The organism is Chryseobacterium candidae (assembly GCF_004916905.1).
In the GTDB taxonomy this organism is placed as follows: Bacteria; Bacteroidota; Bacteroidia; order Flavobacteriales; family Weeksellaceae; genus Chryseobacterium; species Chryseobacterium candidae.
In genome coordinates this window covers 75,469-94,927 of record NZ_SDLV01000010.1, presented here as the reverse complement: position 1 = coordinate 94,927, position 19,459 = coordinate 75,469, and the positions used below count along the sequence as shown (strand labels likewise).

Genomic DNA, 19,459 nt, shown 5'->3' with positions numbered 1-19,459 from the left:
ACCTGATATAAAATTTCACACTCTTCATAGAGTTTATCAATAAAAATAAGCGGATTCCCCAAAATTTGATTTTACCCCAAATATTTTGAATACATATTCTTTTGTTTTCATAAACTTCTTCTCTTTATCCTGCCAATTATAATCTGAAAAATGATAATGCGAATGCATAGTTTCCGGGGAAAAAATGTGGTATGAAATACTTACTCATAATCCTTTAAAAATTGCTATGTTTTGAAATATTGTGAGTATTTTTGAGGTTTAAATATCTGTAACTAATTATTGATTTTAACTTCTATGATTTTAATTGTTGATGACAATCAAAGTAATCTTTATTCACTGCAAAAATTACTTGAATCCAAGGATTTTCAGGTGGAAACAGCCAATTCCGGTGAAGAGGCTCTGGGCAAAGCCCTCAAAAACGACTATGCCCTCATTATTCTGGATGTTCAAATGCCTGATATGGACGGCTTTGAAGTGGCGGAAACACTGGCAGATTATAGCAAAACAAAAGAAGTTCCCATTATATTTTTATCGGCTGTCAGCACAGACAAAAAATTCATAACGCAAGGCTATGCTTCCGGTGCTAAAGACTATGTAACCAAACCTGTGGATCCTGAGATCCTTTTGCTTAAGGTGAAAACCTTCTACAATCTTCAGGAGCAGAATATAGCCATGAAAAAGACCCAGCAGAATCTTGAACTGGAGGTTAAAGGAAGACGTGCATCACAAGTGACGATGAAGTCTCAGATAGACCATTTTCACTTAATGCTGGAATCGCTTCCACAAATTGCATTTACGCTGAATGAAGCAGGAGCCGTTGATTTTGTGAATGGTAAGTGGTACGAATATTCAAAAACCGAACAGAATTTCCCTGAAATACATCCGGATGATCCTGATATCACAGACGAGTTTGCAAGATGCAGGAAAAAAGGAAAAGCTCTTGAGCTGGAGATTAGAATTAAAAATGTCATTTCAGGTAATTACCGCTATCATTTGCTAAGAGTAACTCCGGTTTATGATGAAGGTCGTATTAAAAACTGGGTTGGAACTTTTACTGATATTGATGACCAGAAGAAAATCGAAAAAGAAAAGGACGAATTTTTAAGTATTGCAAGCCATGAGCTGAAGACACCTCTAACGAGTATTAAAGCATATGTGCAGTTATTAGAAAGAAAGTTGAAACTTGATAAAGAAAGCTCAGAAGCAGGATTTGTTATGAAAGTTCAGGGACAGATTGAAAAGCTGAATACCCTTATTACAGATCTGCTGGATGTTTCCAAAATAGAAAATGGTAAACTTAAAATTAATAAAAAACCGGTTAACCTCGAAAATTTGATCAATAATGCTATTGAAACAATATTGCAAACCCATGATCAGCGCGAAGTGAAAATTGAGCGTCATGGAACAAAACCTGATATTTTAATTCCTTTAGATGAGATCCGTATAGAGCAGGTTCTCATTAATTTTCTCACAAATGCCATTAAATATTCACCAGATAACAATCAGGTTATAGTTACCACTTTTGTAGACAAGGAAGCGGAAGAAGTACGAGTGAATGTAACCGACTTTGGGATTGGAATTCCTGATTTTAAACAGGATGCTGTATTTAAGAAATTCTATCGTGTAGAAGAATCTTCATTGCAGTTTCAGGGTATGGGGATCGGATTGTTCATTTGTTCTGAAATCATCAAGCAGCACCATGGAAGTGTTGGCGTTTCCAGCATTCTAGATGAAGGCTCTACTTTTTATTTTACATTACCACTAAATTAATTTTAATGCCCAAAAAAATAATACGAAATCTTCAGTTTGGAGTAGGTCTTTCGCTTTTGATTTTAATCGCAAGTTCACTGGCTTCCTATTGGAGTATCCGGAACCAGATGAATCATCGGGAGAATCTTTCTAAAAGCAGACGTTCTGTAACAGCAGTGAAAGATGTGCTGGTTGCTTTACTGGATGCAGAAACCGGAAACAGAGGTTATCAGCTTACCGGAAGAGAAGACTTTCTTGAACCCTATAAAAGGGGATTGAAAGAATATCCTGAAGCTTTGATACGCGCTGAATCTTTGGGTATCAATGATCAGAATCAATTACAAAGACTTGCCGGTCTGAAAGCTGCAGTGGATCGGGTAATGGATAATCTGAAGCATTTGGTTGAGAGCAGACGAAGAGGTATTATAATGACTCAACAGCAGATTATTGAAGGCAAGGCCTATATGGATCAATCCCGGAAAATTGTTAATGATTTTGTACAATACGAAGAAAGGCAGCTGCAAATTAAAAATAAGGATCTTAACCGTTCATCCCAGACAACGGTTCTGTTTATCATTTTTTCCGCAATTGCTGCAGTTGTTGTAACTGCATTTTTCTATATAAAAATGCGCGCAGATCTTATCCGAAGAGATAAACTGGAAAAAATGCTTAAGGAGAAGGATGAAGAAACAACGCGTCGTGTAAGTGCTATTCAAAAAATTGCCAACAGAGTAGCCAACGGTGATTACAGTGAAAAAGTAGTGGATAACGCTCAGGATGATCTCGGAGACCTTGTTGAATCTCTGAATAATATGACAGAGTCTCTCAAAACCTCCTTTGATAAAATTAATAGAAGTGACTGGCGTCAGAAAGGTCTTGCTTTGCTGAATGAATCACTGGTAGGAAATAAATCGGTGCAGGAAGTTTCTGATAAAGCTTTAATGCAATTGATTGAATATGGAAACTGTATCAACGGTTCACTGTATTTATATGATGAAGGCCTCTTAAAGCTTAATAAAGCTTACGGACTGGAATCCAATATGAAAAAATCTTTTGAACCTGGAGAAGGAATGGTGGGGCAGGCTTTTGTTAAAACTAAAACACAGGTTTATAATAATCTTCATGAAGATGATTTTGTAGTGACTTTTGCCAGCAGTACGATTAAAATTTATGGAATTATACTGCTTCCACTCTTTGCAGACGGTCATATAATCGGAGTTCTGGAACTTGGCTCCACTTCTAACTTTGATGAAGACAGAATAAGTTATTTTGAAGAATGTTGCGTTAATATAGGAATTGCCCTGAGTGCTGCAAAAGGCCGGGAAAAAGAACAACAGTTACTGGAAGAAACCCAGGCACAGTCTGAAGAACTGCAGGTTCAGCACTCTGAACTTGAAAATCTGAATACTGAACTTGAAGCACAAACACAGAAACTTCAGGCTTCGGAAGAAGAGCTCAAAGTACAGCAGGAAGAACTGATGCAGGCCAATGCAGAACTGGAAGAGCGTTCCAGATTGCTGGAAGAGAAAAATCATTTGATTGCTGAACGTAATAATGAGATTCAGAAGAAGGTAGAGGAGCTGGCATTAAGTACCAAATACAAATCTGAGTTTTTAGCCAATATGTCTCATGAATTGAGAACTCCGCTGAATTCAATCCTTCTTTTATCACGACTAATGACGGAAAATCCGGATGAAAACCTCAATGAAGATCAAGTAGAATCTGCAAAAGTAATTCATAGTTCCGGAACCAGTTTATTAACCCTTATTGATGAAATCCTGGATCTTGCAAAAATAGAATCCGGTAAAATGACTCTTGAATATCAGGAGGTGATTATCGAAGAAGTGGTAAAAGATCTAAAGAGTCTTTTTAACCCTGTCTTTCAGGAGAAAGCCCTTCCGTTTAACATTGAAATTGAAGCAGACGTTCAGAACGTTATCGAAAGTGACCGCCTTAGAATTGATCAGGTCTTAAGAAATCTATTGTCCAATGCTTTAAAATTTACCACAAAAGGGAGCATCGATTTACACATCAAAAAACATTCTGAAAAACCTGATTTCATAATATTTTCAGTTAAAGATACAGGTGTTGGTATCGCAGAAGATAAGCAAAAGATCATCTTTGAAGCATTCCAGCAGGCAGATGGTTCTACCAAACGAAAATTTGGAGGGACAGGCCTTGGTTTATCAATCAGCCGTGAAATTGCCAGGCTTCTGGGAGGAGAGCTGGCTCTGAAAAGTGAGGTAGACAAAGGAAGTGAATTCAGTTTTATCATTCCTGTACATGCCGTAACGGAAATTGCTCATTCTGAGACGGATCAGAATCTTGTAGAAGTGATACGTGAAGATGTGGAAGAAATCCAAAATATACTTGATGATGGAGAAGAAAAAAACACTCTGTTAAATACCCTTGAGATTCCTGATGATGTGGCGGATGACAGAGAAAATATTCAGGAAGGGGATAAAGTTATTTTAATTATTGAAGATGATATCAATTTTGCTAAAGCCTTATTGAAATATGCTCATTTGCAAAACTATAAAGGAGTTGTTGTAGTGAGAGGAGATTATGGTCTTTCAGCAGCTCAGAAGTACCACCCACATGCCATTTTACTGGATGTTCAGCTTCCTGTAAAAGACGGTTGGGAGGTAATGGACGAACTGAAATCTGATCCTTATATCAAACATATTCCGGTTCATATGATGTCTGTCCTTCATCTTAAAAAGGAAAGCCTGATGAAAGGTGCTGTAGACTTTATTAACAAGCCGGTAGCGCTGGATAAAATGACTGATGTATTCAGAAAAATCGAAGAAGCCTTAAAAAAAGGATCTCAAAAAGTGCTGATTGTAGAAGAAAACGCCAAGCATGCCAGTGCATTGTCTTATTTCCTGAGCAATTTCAATATCTCTTTATCAGTAGAACATACGGTGGAAGATAGTGTAAAAGCTCTGACTTCGGATCTTGTTGACTGCGTTATTCTGGATATCGGAAGCGCAAAAGGAAATGATTATCATGTAATAGAATCAATCAAAAGTCATGAAGGGCTGGAAAATCTTCCTATTATCATTTTTACAGAACACCATTTATCTAAAGAAGAAGAGCTTAAAATAAAACAGTATGCAGATTCAATTGTTGTAAAAACAGCACATTCATACCAGAGAATTTTAGATGAAGTAGGGTTGTTCCTGCATTTGGTGGAAGAAAAAAATAATTCCTCAGAAAATACCACAGGCAGAATGTTGGGATCTCTCACCGAAGTGTTGAGTGGTAAAAAAGTACTCATTACGGATGATGATGTCCGTAATATTTTTTCTTTAACCAAAGCCCTGGAAAAATATAAGGTGGAAGTGATTGTAGCCATGGATGGAAAGCATGCCCTTGAGCAAATTCACCACAATCCTGATATAGATGTGATCTTAATGGATATGATGATGCCGGAAATGGATGGCTATGAAACCATAAAGCAGATAAGAAAAATGCCGGCATTTAAAAAGCTTCCTATCATAGCCGTAACTGCAAAATCAATGATTGGAGATCGCGAGAAGTGTATTACAGCCGGAGCTTCGGATTATATCTCAAAACCCGTGGATATTGATCAGCTATTGTCGCTTCTTCGCGTTTGGTTATATGAAAGTTAAACAGATAAAATTCTGATGAATAAGAAAATTTTAATTGTGGATGATGATCCACGCAATATATTCGCATTGAAGCTAACCCTTAAGGCTCGTGGATATGCGGTTGAAACCTGTACTATGGCTCAGGAAGCCTTAGATATGCTAAAGGCTGATGCTCAGTTTTCAGTGGTACTGATGGATATGATGATGCCTGGAATAGATGGCTATGAGGCGGTAAGGATTATAAGAAACACCCCTGAAATTAAAGATATTCCCATTGTTGCCGTTACTGCACAGGCAATGCCTGAAGACCGTCAGAAATGTATTGAGGTAGGAGCTGATGATTATGTTTCGAAACCCATTGATGTAGACCTTTTAATAATGGCAATAGAAAAACTTTCATAGATGCTGGAACCAAGTATCATAAAAGATAAAGAAGTAGAATATCTGATCAACGATGTTTATGAGATGTATGGCTATGACTTTTCCGGTTATAGCAGGGCTTCGTTTAAAAGAAGGGTGAATCGGATATGCCTTTTAGACCGGTTTACCAGCTTCGCGGAACTGAGATATACCATCATGAATGATGCCGAATATTTAAAACGTTTTGTAGAGGAAGTTACAGTAAATGTCACAGAAATGTTTCGCGATCCTTCTTTTTTTAAAGCATTAAGGGAGAAAATTTTGCCTCAATTAGGAACCTATCCTTTGATCAGGATCTGGATTGCAGGATGCTCCACGGGGGAAGAAGCATACTCTATTGCTATTTTGCTGAAAGAAGCAGGTCTTTATCATAAATCCCTTATCTATGGTACTGATTTAAACCCTGCAGTTCTTGAGACGGCCAGAGCCGGAGTTTTTCCGCTGCAGCAGATGAAATTGTACTCCGAAAATTATATGCTTTCAGGTGGGAAAAGTGATTTTTCTGATTATTATACGGCCAATTATGACAGTGTAAAGTTTGATAAAAGCTTACAGGAAAAACTTATTTTGTCTACTCACAATCTGGTGTCAGACAGTTCTTTCAATAGTTTTCAGCTGATTATATGCAGAAATGTTTTGATTTATTTCGATAGAGACTTGCAGGAAAGGGTATTCAGCCTTTTTGACAACAGTCTGGAAAATTTAGGCTTTCTGGCTCTTGGAGCTAAAGAAACACTTAGGTTTTCTACCATTGAAAAGAATTATCACCAGGTGGAAGACCAGAAAATCTGGAAAAAGCTTGATCACCATTAATAAATACTGCTATGAAATCACAGACGAACATTGAACTGATTGTTATAGGAGGATCGGCAGGAAGTCTGCAGGTCATTATTGAAATGATCAAAAATCTTGATGATACTTTGAAAATCCCAATAGTTGTTGTGCTTCACCGTAAAGCCCAATCCGGAGATATTTTGCGGACTTTACTACAGCAGTTTACTAAAATACCGGTGATAGAAGCAGAAGATAAAACTGAATTAAATGATAACGCCATATATATTGTTCCTGCTGATTATCATTTACTGTTTGAGAATAAGAAAAATATGTCATTGGACAGCTCAGAAAAAATGAATTATTCCCGCCCTTCAATAGACGTTACCTTCAGATCTGCAGCGGAAATTTTTGGAGAGCATATGATTGGAATGCTTTTATCAGGTGCCAATGCTGATGGAGTAGAAGGTTTGTGCTACATAAAAAAAAATAACGGACAGGTGTGGATTCAGGATCCGGCCACGGCAGAAGTAGAATATATGCCCAAACATGCCGTAGAAGAAATTAATTATGATCTCATTATCAGACCGGATAATTTGGCAGATTATATCAATCAATTGTAATAAGAATAACCTAAATAATATGAACAAAAAGAAAATTTTAATTTTTGATGATGATGCTGCTATTTTGGAAGTAATTACCATCATATTTGAAGAGAATGGCTACGAAGTTAAGATTTCAGAAACTTCACATGACATTCTGGAGAAAGTAGCAGAATATCATCCTGATGTTATTCTGATGGATAACTGGATTCCGAAAATAGGAGGAGTAGAAGCTACAAAACTTCTTAAAAGCAGTGAAGAATTTAATCATATTCCTGTCATCTATGTTACTGCAAATAATGATATCGCGGCTTTAGCTTCCGAAGCACAGGCAGATGATTATGTATCAAAACCTTTCAATCTGGATGACCTTGAAGAAATGGTGGCAAAACATCTAAAAGAACAGGTATAAATACCATATACTTTTCCAGGCATCAATAATCTCTCAAATTTTGAGGGATTATTGATTTTTCAGAGTAGAAATTATTTCATTTTTTGTCAGATAATAGCTGTTGATATTATTAATTAAAGAGCGTAATAAAAGATATAACTGCGGGTTGTCCATTATCGTATTTGAGAATGTCTGCACAAGAATTAATTTTTTTGAAACTATATTATGTGCAGTAATATATTCAGAACTAAGATCAATGTCGATATTCAATTCCCTCTTTATTTTGAAATTAAAATATTCATCTATTAAATGCTTATCATTAATCAGATCCAATAATTCTATTTTTGTTTCATCCATACTATTGATAATTATACTTTAAAGTACAAATCTTATACCGTATAAGGGGAAAATACTTAACATTATAATAAAATAAGGTATATTTGTATACTATTTTAATCAACATGAATTTTGCCCTTATTAAAGATTTTATGACGCTCCTCGAGCAATTTGAATCAGAAGCTAATATATATCCCGATGTCTATCCTGCTACAATAGAAGGCTTTAAGACCTGGATTTCTGATCAGGAGACTACCCAACAGGCTGATACTTTTGATGAGCCTTATTGGGAAGGTAAAGAAAATGGAAGAACACCGGAAAGTGCAATCAATACATTACTTGTTCATCTTAACCGATATGCAAAAACTTACTCAAAATCTGCGATATCAGATTCTGAATTTTCTACCCAGGAAGATTTTATTTATTTAATCAATTTGAAGGCATTTGGTGAAATGACCAAAATGGCCCTTATCAAAAAGAATATTCATGATAAACCGGTAGGCATGCTTATCATTACAAGACTATTGCGTCAGGGGCTTGTTGAGCAAACAGATTCTGATCTGGATAAGCGAAGCAAATTAATCCGTATTTCTGAAAGAGGGTTGTTGACCCTTGAAAAACAAATGGAGAAGATCCGGCAGGCTACCAACATTGTGGCAGGAAATCTTAACCATAAAGAGAAGATGGATCTGATTCGTATTCTCAATAAACTGGATCGTTTTCATTATCCTATTTTTTCGCGAAACATCAACTCAGATCAGCTTATTAACACTGTTTATGACGAATATGCATTTGAAAATTCATAGTAAATTCTTACAAGTACTATTTGCAAAACTACCTAAATAAAAGAATCTGCCCTTTAGGGGCAGATCCAGTAGATAATACATCTCATTTTTTTAATTAGACAACAATAAAAAGCACAGCCGACAATGCTGTGCTTAAATTTTTATTTCAAATTTAATTGCAATTTCAAGAGTAGTAAGAAAAGCAAATAAAGTTTCCACTTCGATGTTTATTACATAGTAAATGTAGTAATAATTTTAATACGGAATATGAATTTAATGTTAAAATTCACAAGTTATCCACAAAAAAATGTGGATAACTTATTGGGTTTTCTGAAATCATGGTTCAGAAAGGTATTGTAAAACAAAATCATTCAAGGTTTTTTTCTCTTCATCAGTTCCTTTATCGTCCATATGTCCATGATTGATCTGCGTAGGCTGTACGGTGATATGGTACTTATTCCGGTTCTCTTCATCAGGCAGAACGCCTTCATCAGCAGGGTAATCATTGGAGCGTAATGTGTAAATCCTGGGAAGGGAAGTTCTCGGCAGGAACATTCTGCGGTTATCCATTGTAATCAGTTTATATACCAGGTTAGGATGCTGATTGGTGAATAATGCTGCCATATCCCCTCCATTAGAATGGCCTATAAGAGTCAGATGCGGATAATCCAGCTCCGGGTGAGTCTTTTTGAGTTCATTCAGTACAAACAGAATATTATCAGAACCACTTTGCCAGAAAGGTCTTCTTACAATCTGCAAATTTCCTTCGGTTGGTAAAAGACTGTCTGTCGTAAGTTCATGTTGAATGCTTACTGTAAAATAGCCTTTTGAAGCCAGTTTTTTCGTTAAATAAGAATATACAAAATAATCTCCACCTTTGTTGGCTCCATATCCATGACTAAAGATAACGACTGGCTGATGTAGGATTTTTTTAACAGTTTTAGGATGGTAAAAAGCAACAGGAATCTTTCGGTTTCTGCTCTGGTCAAATAAGGTTAATGTATCCAGCTTTACTTCATAATCATTATTTCCAGTATTTTTCTTTTGTACGGAACAGTTGAATATGAAGAGAGGAATGGCGAAAATAATGACTTGAGAGTATTTCATGATTTGTTTTTTATAATCCGGAATTTAGTTCATCTGCCAATATAGGAGGTAGTTCCGGTGAGGAAAATCATCTTCCTTTATTTAGCTTTTTAATACAGGTTCTGTTTAAGGCTGCCATCAAAATTATTACCGCTGATTCATCTTACAGGGAAACTTTTTCCAACAGAAATAAGTCTTACAGACTGCAAAGGTGAAGATGTCTGTGCTGCGGATCCGGCAGCGTTTCTGGTTTCTCAGATGAAAAACTTATTTCTTACAGCCATACATCAGGATGCGCTTAAATGCATAGATGGCCGGATATTTTGTAAATCTTTTTGCGATGCGTGATTTAAATTCTGAAATGAAATTTTCTTTATGTTCTCCTTCCAGATGTTCTAAATAGGGTAACAATGCTGTTCCGGAAATAAAGGTGTATAATGCCTCAGAATCATCTGCAATAATAGGGTATACCTTCTGAAATATTTCAATATCCTGAATTCCGTTATCAAATAATATCTGGGCATAATCATCCATTGAAAGCACCGGAGAATCACGGTTGAAATGATTTAACTGGGATACGTAGGGGGCTTCATCTGCCATTTCTGTAAGAATCTGATTGAGAATATTTTCTTTCTGAACAGGCATTTGTATGGCTAATTGTCCTTTTTGTGAAAGCAATCCAATAATTTTAGGAAATAAGGCTTGGTGATCATCAGCCCATTGTAAAGCGGCATTACTGAACACAAGATCCCATTTCTGGTCAGACTGTGCTGTTTCTTCAATAGACTGAAGCTTAAAATGAAGGTTTTTATTTTCATACTTCTTCGATTTTTCAAGCATTTCTGCTGATGAATCAACTCCTAAGAATGTGGAACCTGTCAGTTTTTCCGTAAGGATAGAGGTTTGTTCTCCGGTTCCACAGCCTAAGTCAATAGCTTTTATATTGTTTCCGGGCTTAATCAATGCTGCTAGATCATAAAAAGGCTTGTAGCGTACATCTTTGTACTGATCGTATAATTCGGGATTCCAGGGCATAAAGAATAATTTTGTAATGGTTTAATACGTTGAATAAATATAGAAAATCTCAATAAAAAATCGGCTGTTTCAAAACAGCCGATTGTATGTATTTATTGTTCCAGTTTTTCTTTGATGTATTTTGCCGTATAGGACTTTTTGTTTTTAGTCAGATCTTCAGGTGTTCCTGCAAATACAACTTCTCCACCGTGTTTTCCAGCTTCCGGGCCAATATCGATAATATAATCTGCACATTTGATGATATCTGGCTGATGTTCAATAACAATCACCGAATGTCCAAGATCAATCAATGCCTGTAATGATTTCAGTAATTTCTGAATATCATGGAAGTGAAGCCCTGTGGAAGGCTCATCAAAGATGAATAACGTTTTATCTGTTGTAACCCCCTTTACAAGGAATGAAGCCAGCTTCACACGCTGCGCCTCACCACCGGAAAGGGTAGAAGAGCTTTGTCCCAGTTGTAAGTAGCCTAAACCTACTTCCTGTAAAGGTCTCAACTTCGTTACGATTTTCTCTTCATTATTCTCTTTAAAGAACTCCAACGCTTCATCTACGGTCATATGAAGAATATCAGAGATGTTTTTCTCATCAAATCTTACTTCAAGGATCTCATTTTTGAATCGTGTGCCTTTACAAACTTCACATTCAAGTTCAATGTCTGCCATAAACTGCATGGAAACGTTGATTACACCTTCTCCTTTACATTCATCACATCTTCCGCCATCTACGTTGAAAGAGAAATGTTTAGGCTTGTAACCCATCATTTTAGCGACTTTCTGCTTGGCAAAAAGATCACGGATGTCATCGTAAGCTTTTAAGTAAGTTACAGGGTTTGAACGGGAAGATTTTCCAATCGGGTTCTGATCAATCAGTTCAATATTTTTGATCAGTTTCTTCGGGAATTCTACAGAGTCATAATCTCCTTTTTTACCGCCCATTCCAAGCTGGATCTGGATGTCATTGGTAAGGATTTCTTTCATCAAAGTAGATTTTCCACTTCCTGAAACTCCGGAAATGACTACCAGACTTTCCAAAGGAACGTCTACATCTATATTTTTAAGGTTATTCTGACGGGCTCCTTTAATGTGAATCCATTCTTTTCCTTTTCTTCTTTTCTTCGGAACTTCTATTTCAAGTCTTCCGGTAAGATATTCTGAAGTAAGCGTGTTTGCTTTTTTCAGATCCTTATAATCTCCGGCAAATACCAGTTCGCCGCCAAGATAACCCGCTTCCGGGCCAATATCAATAATATAGTCTGCCGCTCTCATCACATCCTCATCGTGTTCCACTACAATGACGGTGTTTCCAAGGTCACGAAGATTTTTCAATACTTCGATGAGGTTTTCCGTATCTTTAGAGTGCAACCCGATAGAAGGCTCATCCAGGATGTAAATAGACCCTACCAAAGAACTTCCTAAACTGGTTGCCAGATTAATTCTCTGACTTTCTCCTCCCGACAGGGTATTCGATGTTCTGTTTAATGTTAAATATCCTAATCCTACTTTTAATAAAAATTCCAGACGGGTAGTGATTTCATAGATCAGTCTTTTGGCCACTTCTTTGTCGTGATCGGAAAGCTTTAATCCGTTAATTACCGGAGCGAGTTCATCCAAAGGCAGTTCGATCATCGACTGAATATTATGTCCGTCTACTTTTACCCAGCTTGTTTCTTCACGAAGTCTCAATCCTTCACATGTAGGGCAAAGTGTTTTTCCTCTGTAGCGGGAAAGCATTACTCTGTACTGGATTTTATAAAGGTTTTCTTCAAGCATTTTGAAGAAATTATTGATGCATGGGAAGTTACTCTTTCCGTCACCTTTCCAAAGGAAGTTTTTCTGTTCTTTTGTTAATTGATGATAAGGTTTGTGGATAGGGAAGTCACCTGCTTTTTTGATGAAATCTTTTTTCCATTCACTCATCGTTTCTCCTCTCCAGCAGACAACAGCATCTTCATAGATAGAAAGCGTTTTATTGGGAACTACAAGATCTTCATCAATCCCGATTACTTTTCCGTATCCTTCACATGCCGGGCATGCTCCGTATGGGTTATTGAAGCTGAAAAAATGAACGTTGGGTTCAAGGAATTCCATACCGTCCAGTTCGAATTTATTAGAGAATTCTTTTACTTTTTCGGTATCGGTGTTTTTTAATGAACAATATCCGCGTCCTTCATAGAATGCCATTTGAATAGAGTCTGCAAGTCTTTGTAAAAAGCTTTCGTCTTCTTCGTACGAGAAACGGTCTATTACAAGGTTGATCGTCATTCCTTTTTCCGGAGCAAAACCAAAACTTTCCAGATCTTCAATTCCGGCTACATTTCCATTGATTTCAAGTCTCGTGAAACCGGCCAGTTTTAAAACATTTAATGTTTCTTTAAAATTATTAATGTCATATTCCAAAGGAGCGGTCAATAGAAATGAAGTATCTTTTTTTGAAGCCTTGATGAAGTCAATTACATCAGAAACCGAATCTTTTTTCACTTCTTCTCCCGAAACCGGTGAAAAGGTTTTCCCAATCCTTGCAAACAGGAGTTTCATATAATCGTAGATCTCTGTAGAAGTTCCCACTGTAGAACGAGGATTGGAAGAAATTACTTTCTGCTGAATGGCAATGGAAGGGGCAAGTCCTTTGATATCATCTACTTTTGGTTTTTCTAATTTTCCCAAAAACTGACGGGCATAAGAACTTAAGCTTTCAACATATCTTCTCTGTCCTTCCGCATAAATAGTATCAAAGGCTAAAGAGGATTTTCCGCTTCCTGAAACTCCTGTGATAACAATAAGCTTATTCTTCGGAATCAGGACGTCTATATGTTTCAGATTGTTAAGATGGGCATTCTTAACGAAAATCTGTTTTTTTATATCTATTTCTGTTGTGTTAGCCATATTTTGTTTATTCATAAAAAGACTGTACAGCATTAAGGCTGTCAGTAATGGTGTTTGGCTACAAATATTCTGCAGCCGGTATCAATTGAACTTTTACCTCTATTCTGAATTCATCCGAAACCTGTTGCTGCATTTTTATAAATGCGGACAAAAATTACTGTTGAAACAGAATACTTTCATCGTAAAATTAAGACCCACAAAATTACGAAATTTTAGCGAAAAATTTACGCTTATCTTATTGTTAAAAATTGTTATTATCAACATGAAATAAGAATTCAAAAAAAGAAAAAGACCTGTAGATAAATGATAGAAATAAATGTTTTTTGTGGACTTAATTTTGTTTTATTATTTGTTTTACAGTGTTTTATGTATATTTTTAAAATGTGTTGTGTTTTTTTATGTAACTATTGTTTTATGTTGTAAAATTATTTAAAATTGTAATTGTAAATATGTAATATAGAAATGAGAAAATTATTCAGAGATCTAGTTACACATTTAATGAAAAAAAGATAGAATTACTCCCTCACACAGATGCAGCATTACGCTGCATCTTTTTTTATGACAACTATCATTTGCCTGTCTTGGTGAACTCCCTTACTTTTGGACTCTGTTAAAAAAACTACGAAAACGGTTATGATCAAAAAGATAGGAAGTGCTTTTTTTCTGGGAACTTTACTTTGGGTAAATGCACAGGAAAAGACAACAGATATTGAAAGCATTGAATTTCAGGGAAAATTTATCTCTACACCTTATAAAAGCGCTAATCAGAACATCAGCGTTATCACCAGAGAAGACATTGTAAATTCTCCGGCTAAAAGTATCGATGAAATTCTTCAGCAGGTGCCAGGGATGGATATCAGAAGGAGAGGAGCTAATGGAGTGCAGAGTGATATCGGTTTTCGTGGAAGTTCTTTTGAGCAGGTTCTGCTGTTGTTGAACGGAATCAGGATGAATGATTCCCAGACCGGACATAATAGTATGAATATTCCGGTAGATCTTGATGACGTAGAAAAGATAGAGATCATAAAAGGCCCGGCAGCAAGACGTTTCGGACAGAATGCTTATGCCGGTGTTATTAATATTATTACCAGAACTACACCAGGCAAGAAAGTGAAAATCAGTGCAGAGGGTGGAGATTACAGCACGTATGGTCTTGGATTTAATGCGCAGATTGGAAATGAGAAGTTCACGAACTCTCTTCAGGCAAATTCTGCCTCTTCAGAAGGCTATATGTTCAATACAGATTATGAAATCAGAAATGTATTTTATCAGGGAAAACTGAACATCAAAAACGGAGATGTAAGAGTACAGGCTGGCTTTTCGGAAAAGAAATTCGGAGCCAATGGTTTTTATGCTTCCAGTGCTGCTACAAAACAATATGAGGAAACACAAGCTTCTATCGTAAGTGTGGCTCATCAGCAGACTTTTGGAAAACTGAAACTTAATTCTAATGTATACTGGAGAAGAGGACAGGATATTTACCTTTATGACCGATGGAATCCTATTTTTTACCGAAATATGCATATTGGAAATAATGTGGGTGGAGAAGTGAATTCCAGTTACCAGTGGGGATTGGGAACAACCGGAATTGGAGTTGAGCTTAGAAAAGAGGTTTTGGTAAGTAGTAATTTGGGAGACAGAAATCGTTTTGTTTCTCAGGTTTTCTTTGAACATCATTTTTCATTGCTGGATAAAAAACTGAATATCAGTCCGGGAATTTCTTGGGCTAATTATTCTAAAGAAGGAAATTTTTTCTATCCGGGGCTTGATGTAGGGTATAACTTTAATTCTAATAATAAAATCTACGGAAATATTGCAAAAGTACACCGTATACCAACATTTACCGAACTGTATTATTTAAGTCCCACGGAACATGGAAATCCTGATTTGCTTCCTGAAAATGCAGTTTCATCCGAGGTTGGCTACCAATATCAGGATAATAAAATTTTAGCCAAAGTAAGCGGGTTTTTAAGAAATTCCAGCAATTCTATTGACTGGGTTAAAAAAGACCTGAGTGATAAAGTATGGTTTGCTCAGAATGTGGGAAATATTAAAACGAAAGGAATAGAAGCAGAGTGGAGCCATAGACCTGCAGACTGGTTAAAATATACCGTTGGATATACTTATATTGACAGCAGATATGAAGAAAAAGCGGGTCTGGTTTCTCGATATATTCTGGATAATCTGAAACATCAGTTTGTTTCCAAATTAGAAGTAAAATTCCTGAAAAACTTTACCAATGAGCTTGTTTACCGTTACAATGAAAGAGTCAATCTGGGAACCTATAATCTTGTAGATGAGAAGTTGAGCTTTGCTAAGAAAGATTATTCGGTTTATGTATTGATTAACAACGTAACGAATACAAAATATACGGAAGCATTTGGAGTAGGAATGCCGCAAAGATGGTTCCACATTGGGTTTTCTTATACTATTAATATTAAGTAGCTGTTAATTTAATATTAATGAAAGTTAATATTAACAAATTGTTAAAAAATATACATTTGCAAAAATTTTTTATGAAACGTCTTATAGGCCTAGGTTTACTACTTGGAATTTCTTTTTTTAAAGCACAGGAACACATTTCCAGCTTCAATGCAGTAACTCTGACCTATAAGTTTCATCCGAAATTTTTCCTTTATGCAGAAGGTCAGCTGCGTGGTAACGAAGATTATACTTATCCCGATTATTATGAAATAAAAGGAGGATTAGGGTATAATCTTACCAAAAACCACAAACCTTTTGTAGGACTTGGAAGATATGTTAACTATAAAGAACACAGTCTGAGCAGAGAGGAGTTCAGAGTTTGGCTTCAGGACATTATAGATATCAAGAAAGGTATCGTAAAGTTTGAAAATCGTTTCCGTGCTGAAAAGAGCTGGTTCTATGAGCCGAAAACAGATCAGACTTCACAGAGAATGCGTTACAGATATCGTCTGAACGTAAGTGTCCCTTTAAACGCCAAAACCATTAAGAAAGGAACTGTTTTTGCCAATGCTTATGACGAAGTATTCTTTGTCTCTCCGATGAAGCCTACTTTTGCCAGAAACAGAGTCTATGGCGGTTTCGGCTATCAGATTGATGATTATTTTGGCATCGTGAGCGGATATCTGTGGCAGCGTGAATTTGAAGCAAAAGGAAACAAAAATTTACATTTCGTTTACCTTGCGCTAAACATCAATATCGACGGAACAGATCATCACACGAAGACTTACGATTTCCCGGGGGCGGATTAATTATTATTCAAACCGGCCTGAAAGTTTAAAAGCTCCAGTTTAGAATTAAGATAATGATCATTCAGTAATGTCTGATATTTTTCAATCACTAACGATATGGCACTTACTTCATGTTCAAGGTATTTGTCTTTATTGAAGTAGATGTATTCAGATTTTACAAATTCCTGTAAAATATTTTTATCATCAGGCTTTAAAGCTTCTTTGTAAGCCGAGTTTTCAATCAGTTGTTGCGTCTTCAGTTTAAAAGGTTCTTCTGCTTTCAATAGTTTAGCCCTGTGTTTACGGATTTCTTCAAAAGGTAAAGTGGCAGCCATAAACTGGAGGTATGGTGTAAAATCATTAAGACTTTTCTGAAAATCATCAAATTCTTTATCGATTACTGCAAAATTTTTGTACTTTTTAAGAAGGTCTTTTTTAATATCTTCATCGGAAATATGATAGTAGTATTGAAAAACAGCCTTGTCATTTTCCAAAAGTTCGTCTTTTACTCTTTTCAGTTCATTTTCCAGTTGAGGGATAAGGCCTGCTGCATCTTTTGCTTTGTATAAAGTGCCGTCAAATCTGAATGTTTTTATTTCTTTCGGATGGGAAGCCAGGTATTGCAGGATCTGTATATCACCCTCTATTCCTGATTTTTCATAGACTAAAGATACCTTTTTGTCACTGAAAAGATCTCCATCATCATGAGCCGCAGCATCAGGAATACATGATTCAATGTTTTCTATAACAGGATTGTGCCTTTCGTAATATCCGTTAAAATTGGAACTGAAAGACTGATAGATATTATGATCCAGATAAAGCTTGATGAAAGTTTCATCCTCTATCACTTCACCCACGTTTTTCGCCATGTGTAAAGTGAGGTATTTTGACGTCATAATTTCACAAATCTTATCAAACCCGCTGATAATTTCTTTTGCAAATCTGTGGTCTGCGGCTGTACTTCTGGTTTCGTTTGTTCTAATTCTTTCAATTCTTTTTAAAATATCAGGATGTGAAGTCCACTGGTCTTCAATTTCTATTCTGGATTTGTTATAGTGGGTAAGATCTTCAGCATCAATTTTTGGAAATCCGTTGATATAAGGATGGTTATTCCTTTCAGATAGAATTTTCATTAAAGAGACCTGATTCTTGTACAGGTCTTTTGGAAGATATTTCTGATTACTTTCAATGTAAAAATTAAAGGAAGTATTAAAAGCAACATCACTCAATTCCAGTCTTAATAAAGATGAAGTCTGCTCATCAGGATTGGTTATATAGGTTGAAATAGCATCTGCATGGTATTCCATTTCTCTTTGCAGGGAAGCATGATTTTTGAAAAGAAAGCTGGACATACTTTTAAGAACAGATTGAAATGCATTAATGAAACTAACTGAAATCAGACCGAAAATTTTAAAAATAGCATTCCCTCCAGAAAACTCCATGATAAAGTTTTCATAGTCTTTATTATTGTAAACGGTTTCAAAAATAATCTTTTCTGCCTGGCTTACATAGCCGCCTATTTTCATGCTTTTTTGAGAGAAATGTCCAAATTCGTGAGCCAGAATTGTGCGCAATTCTCCTACACTTGTAGTGTTGATCAACCCAACGCCAATCGTCAGATTTTTCTTCACCGGCAAAAACATGCTCCAGAAAACAGAGTTATAGCTTACACTGGCATTTACATCCGGAGAAAGAAAAACTTTTTGAGGGGCTTTCACTCCTGTTTCAGCCACAATTTCATCAATAATTGCAAAAAGCTGAGGCTGGTGAGATCTGTTAATTTCCAGCAGGTGACGTGTACTGTAATGGTTTTTTCTGAAAATAAATTTGACAAGGAAAATAAAAACAAAAATCCCTACACTTAATAATCCTGCCGCACCAAAAACGGTAAAGTAATTGAGAGAAACACTCAGCATTTTTATGGCACCATATCCTAATAAGAATATCATGAGCAGAGACGCGAGAATAAGTATCAGATAGATCAGAAAAAAAACTGAGATGGATACAATAGCAGAAACCAGCTTAGATTGATAAGCCGATGAAATTTTAGGTAGGTTATTAGTCATGTGTGTTTTTATTAAATTTTTCTTGATTAATATTTCTCTATCAGGTAACGATAAGCTTTCAGATATTTGTTGAATCTTTTGATGTCTTTAGGAGTAAGCTCTCTGTTTACTCTTCTGAGATCCATATTGTCACGAAGGTCATTCAGTTTTACAGCAACGGAAAGGAGAGATCGTTCTGTTCTTTTGATGAATTCATCATAATCTTCTTCAGGATCAAGCTTTGTAAGACAGCTGATGGCAAAAATAATATATTCAGGAAACCCTTCCGATCTTAAATAATCCAGGCTGAATTCCAGTGGGTGATCCTCTACCACATCGTGCAGAACGCCAACAATCTTTTCATCCAGTGTTTTACCATAATTCATTACACGCATTACGTGGGCAATGTAGGGAGCATGGTATTTATCGGTTTGTCCTTTATGAGCCTTATCGGCAATTTTGATTGCTTTATTCAGTAATTCTTCTTTTGTCATTTTTTACGAAAAATAGATTACAAAAATAAAAAAT

Annotated in this window: 14 protein-coding genes; 9 read left to right on the top strand and 5 right to left on the bottom strand. The window is 36.2% G+C overall.

The features are described 5' to 3' along the window. Window positions 1–294 precede the first annotated feature (294 nt). From EK417_RS05275 to EK417_RS05245, 7 genes are all read left to right on the top strand, one after another. Window positions 295–1,770 carry a hybrid sensor histidine kinase/response regulator gene (locus tag EK417_RS05275; RefSeq protein ID WP_076597384.1) on the top strand — a complete coding sequence of 492 codons (1,476 nt, stop codon included), beginning with the start codon at window positions 295–297 and terminating at the stop codon, window positions 1,768–1,770. 5 nt (window positions 1,771–1,775) lie between these two features. Next, entirely contained in the window at window positions 1,776–5,384 is a 3,609-nt protein-coding gene (locus EK417_RS05270; protein WP_136521535.1) for a response regulator, read from the top strand. 15 nt (window positions 5,385–5,399) lie between these two features. Next, a complete protein-coding gene (locus tag EK417_RS05265) occupies window positions 5,400–5,765 on the top strand; it encodes a response regulator (protein WP_181446068.1) in 366 nt (121 codons plus the stop codon). Further along, window positions 5,766–6,596 carry a CheR family methyltransferase gene (locus EK417_RS05260; protein WP_076597381.1) on the top strand — a complete coding sequence of 277 codons (831 nt, stop codon included), beginning with the start codon at window positions 5,766–5,768 and terminating at the stop codon, window positions 6,594–6,596. Window positions 6,597–6,607: 11 nt separating this feature from the next. Beyond that, window positions 6,608–7,177, top strand: coding sequence for a chemotaxis protein CheB (locus tag EK417_RS05255; RefSeq protein ID WP_136521533.1), 570 nt, complete (start codon window positions 6,608–6,610; stop codon window positions 7,175–7,177). Between the two features lie 19 nt (window positions 7,178–7,196). Further along, window positions 7,197–7,568, top strand: coding sequence for a response regulator (locus EK417_RS05250; protein ID WP_110366053.1), 372 nt, complete (start codon window positions 7,197–7,199; stop codon window positions 7,566–7,568). 419 nt (window positions 7,569–7,987) lie between these two features. Then, on the top strand, window positions 7,988–8,689 hold the full coding sequence (locus tag EK417_RS05245; protein WP_228457888.1) for a MarR family winged helix-turn-helix transcriptional regulator: 702 nt from the start codon (window positions 7,988–7,990) through the stop codon (window positions 8,687–8,689). Between the two features lie 315 nt (window positions 8,690–9,004). Here the strand turns inward: EK417_RS05245 and EK417_RS05240 are convergent, their stop codons facing one another. The 3 genes from EK417_RS05240 to uvrA form a co-directional block, all read right to left on the bottom strand. Next, window positions 9,005–9,775: an alpha/beta hydrolase gene (locus tag EK417_RS05240; RefSeq protein ID WP_136521532.1), complete on the bottom strand. Its 771-nt coding sequence runs from the start codon at window positions 9,773–9,775 to the stop codon at window positions 9,005–9,007. A gap of 246 nt (window positions 9,776–10,021) precedes the next feature. Continuing rightward, window positions 10,022–10,789, bottom strand: a complete 768-nt coding sequence (locus tag EK417_RS05235) for a methyltransferase domain-containing protein (protein WP_136521531.1) — start codon at window positions 10,787–10,789, stop codon at window positions 10,022–10,024. 92 nt (window positions 10,790–10,881) lie between these two features. Continuing rightward, window positions 10,882–13,674 (bottom strand): excinuclease ABC subunit UvrA, encoded by a 2,793-nt coding sequence (gene uvrA / locus EK417_RS05230; RefSeq protein ID WP_136521530.1) that lies wholly within the window; start codon window positions 13,672–13,674, stop codon window positions 10,882–10,884. A gap of 633 nt (window positions 13,675–14,307) precedes the next feature. On the opposite strand from uvrA, the gene EK417_RS05225 reads away from it, so the two are divergent. Together EK417_RS05225 and EK417_RS05220 are read left to right on the top strand one after the other, a co-directional pair. Beyond that, window positions 14,308–16,119, top strand: a complete 1,812-nt coding sequence (locus tag EK417_RS05225) for a TonB-dependent receptor plug domain-containing protein (RefSeq protein ID WP_136521529.1) — start codon at window positions 14,308–14,310, stop codon at window positions 16,117–16,119. A gap of 71 nt (window positions 16,120–16,190) precedes the next feature. Further along, complete coding sequence (locus EK417_RS05220) at window positions 16,191–16,907, top strand: DUF2490 domain-containing protein (protein WP_076597374.1); 717 nt, start codon at window positions 16,191–16,193, stop codon at window positions 16,905–16,907. Here EK417_RS05220 and EK417_RS05215 read toward each other — a convergent pair. After that, complete coding sequence (locus tag EK417_RS05215) at window positions 16,904–18,952, bottom strand: M48 family metallopeptidase (RefSeq protein WP_136521528.1); 2,049 nt, start codon at window positions 18,950–18,952, stop codon at window positions 16,904–16,906. The genes EK417_RS05220 and EK417_RS05215 overlap by 4 nt on opposite strands. A 26-nt stretch (window positions 18,953–18,978) precedes the next feature. Further along, entirely contained in the window at window positions 18,979–19,425 is a 447-nt protein-coding gene (locus EK417_RS05210) for a phosphohydrolase (protein ID WP_034694511.1), read from the bottom strand. Between the last annotated feature and the right edge of the window lie 34 nt (window positions 19,426–19,459).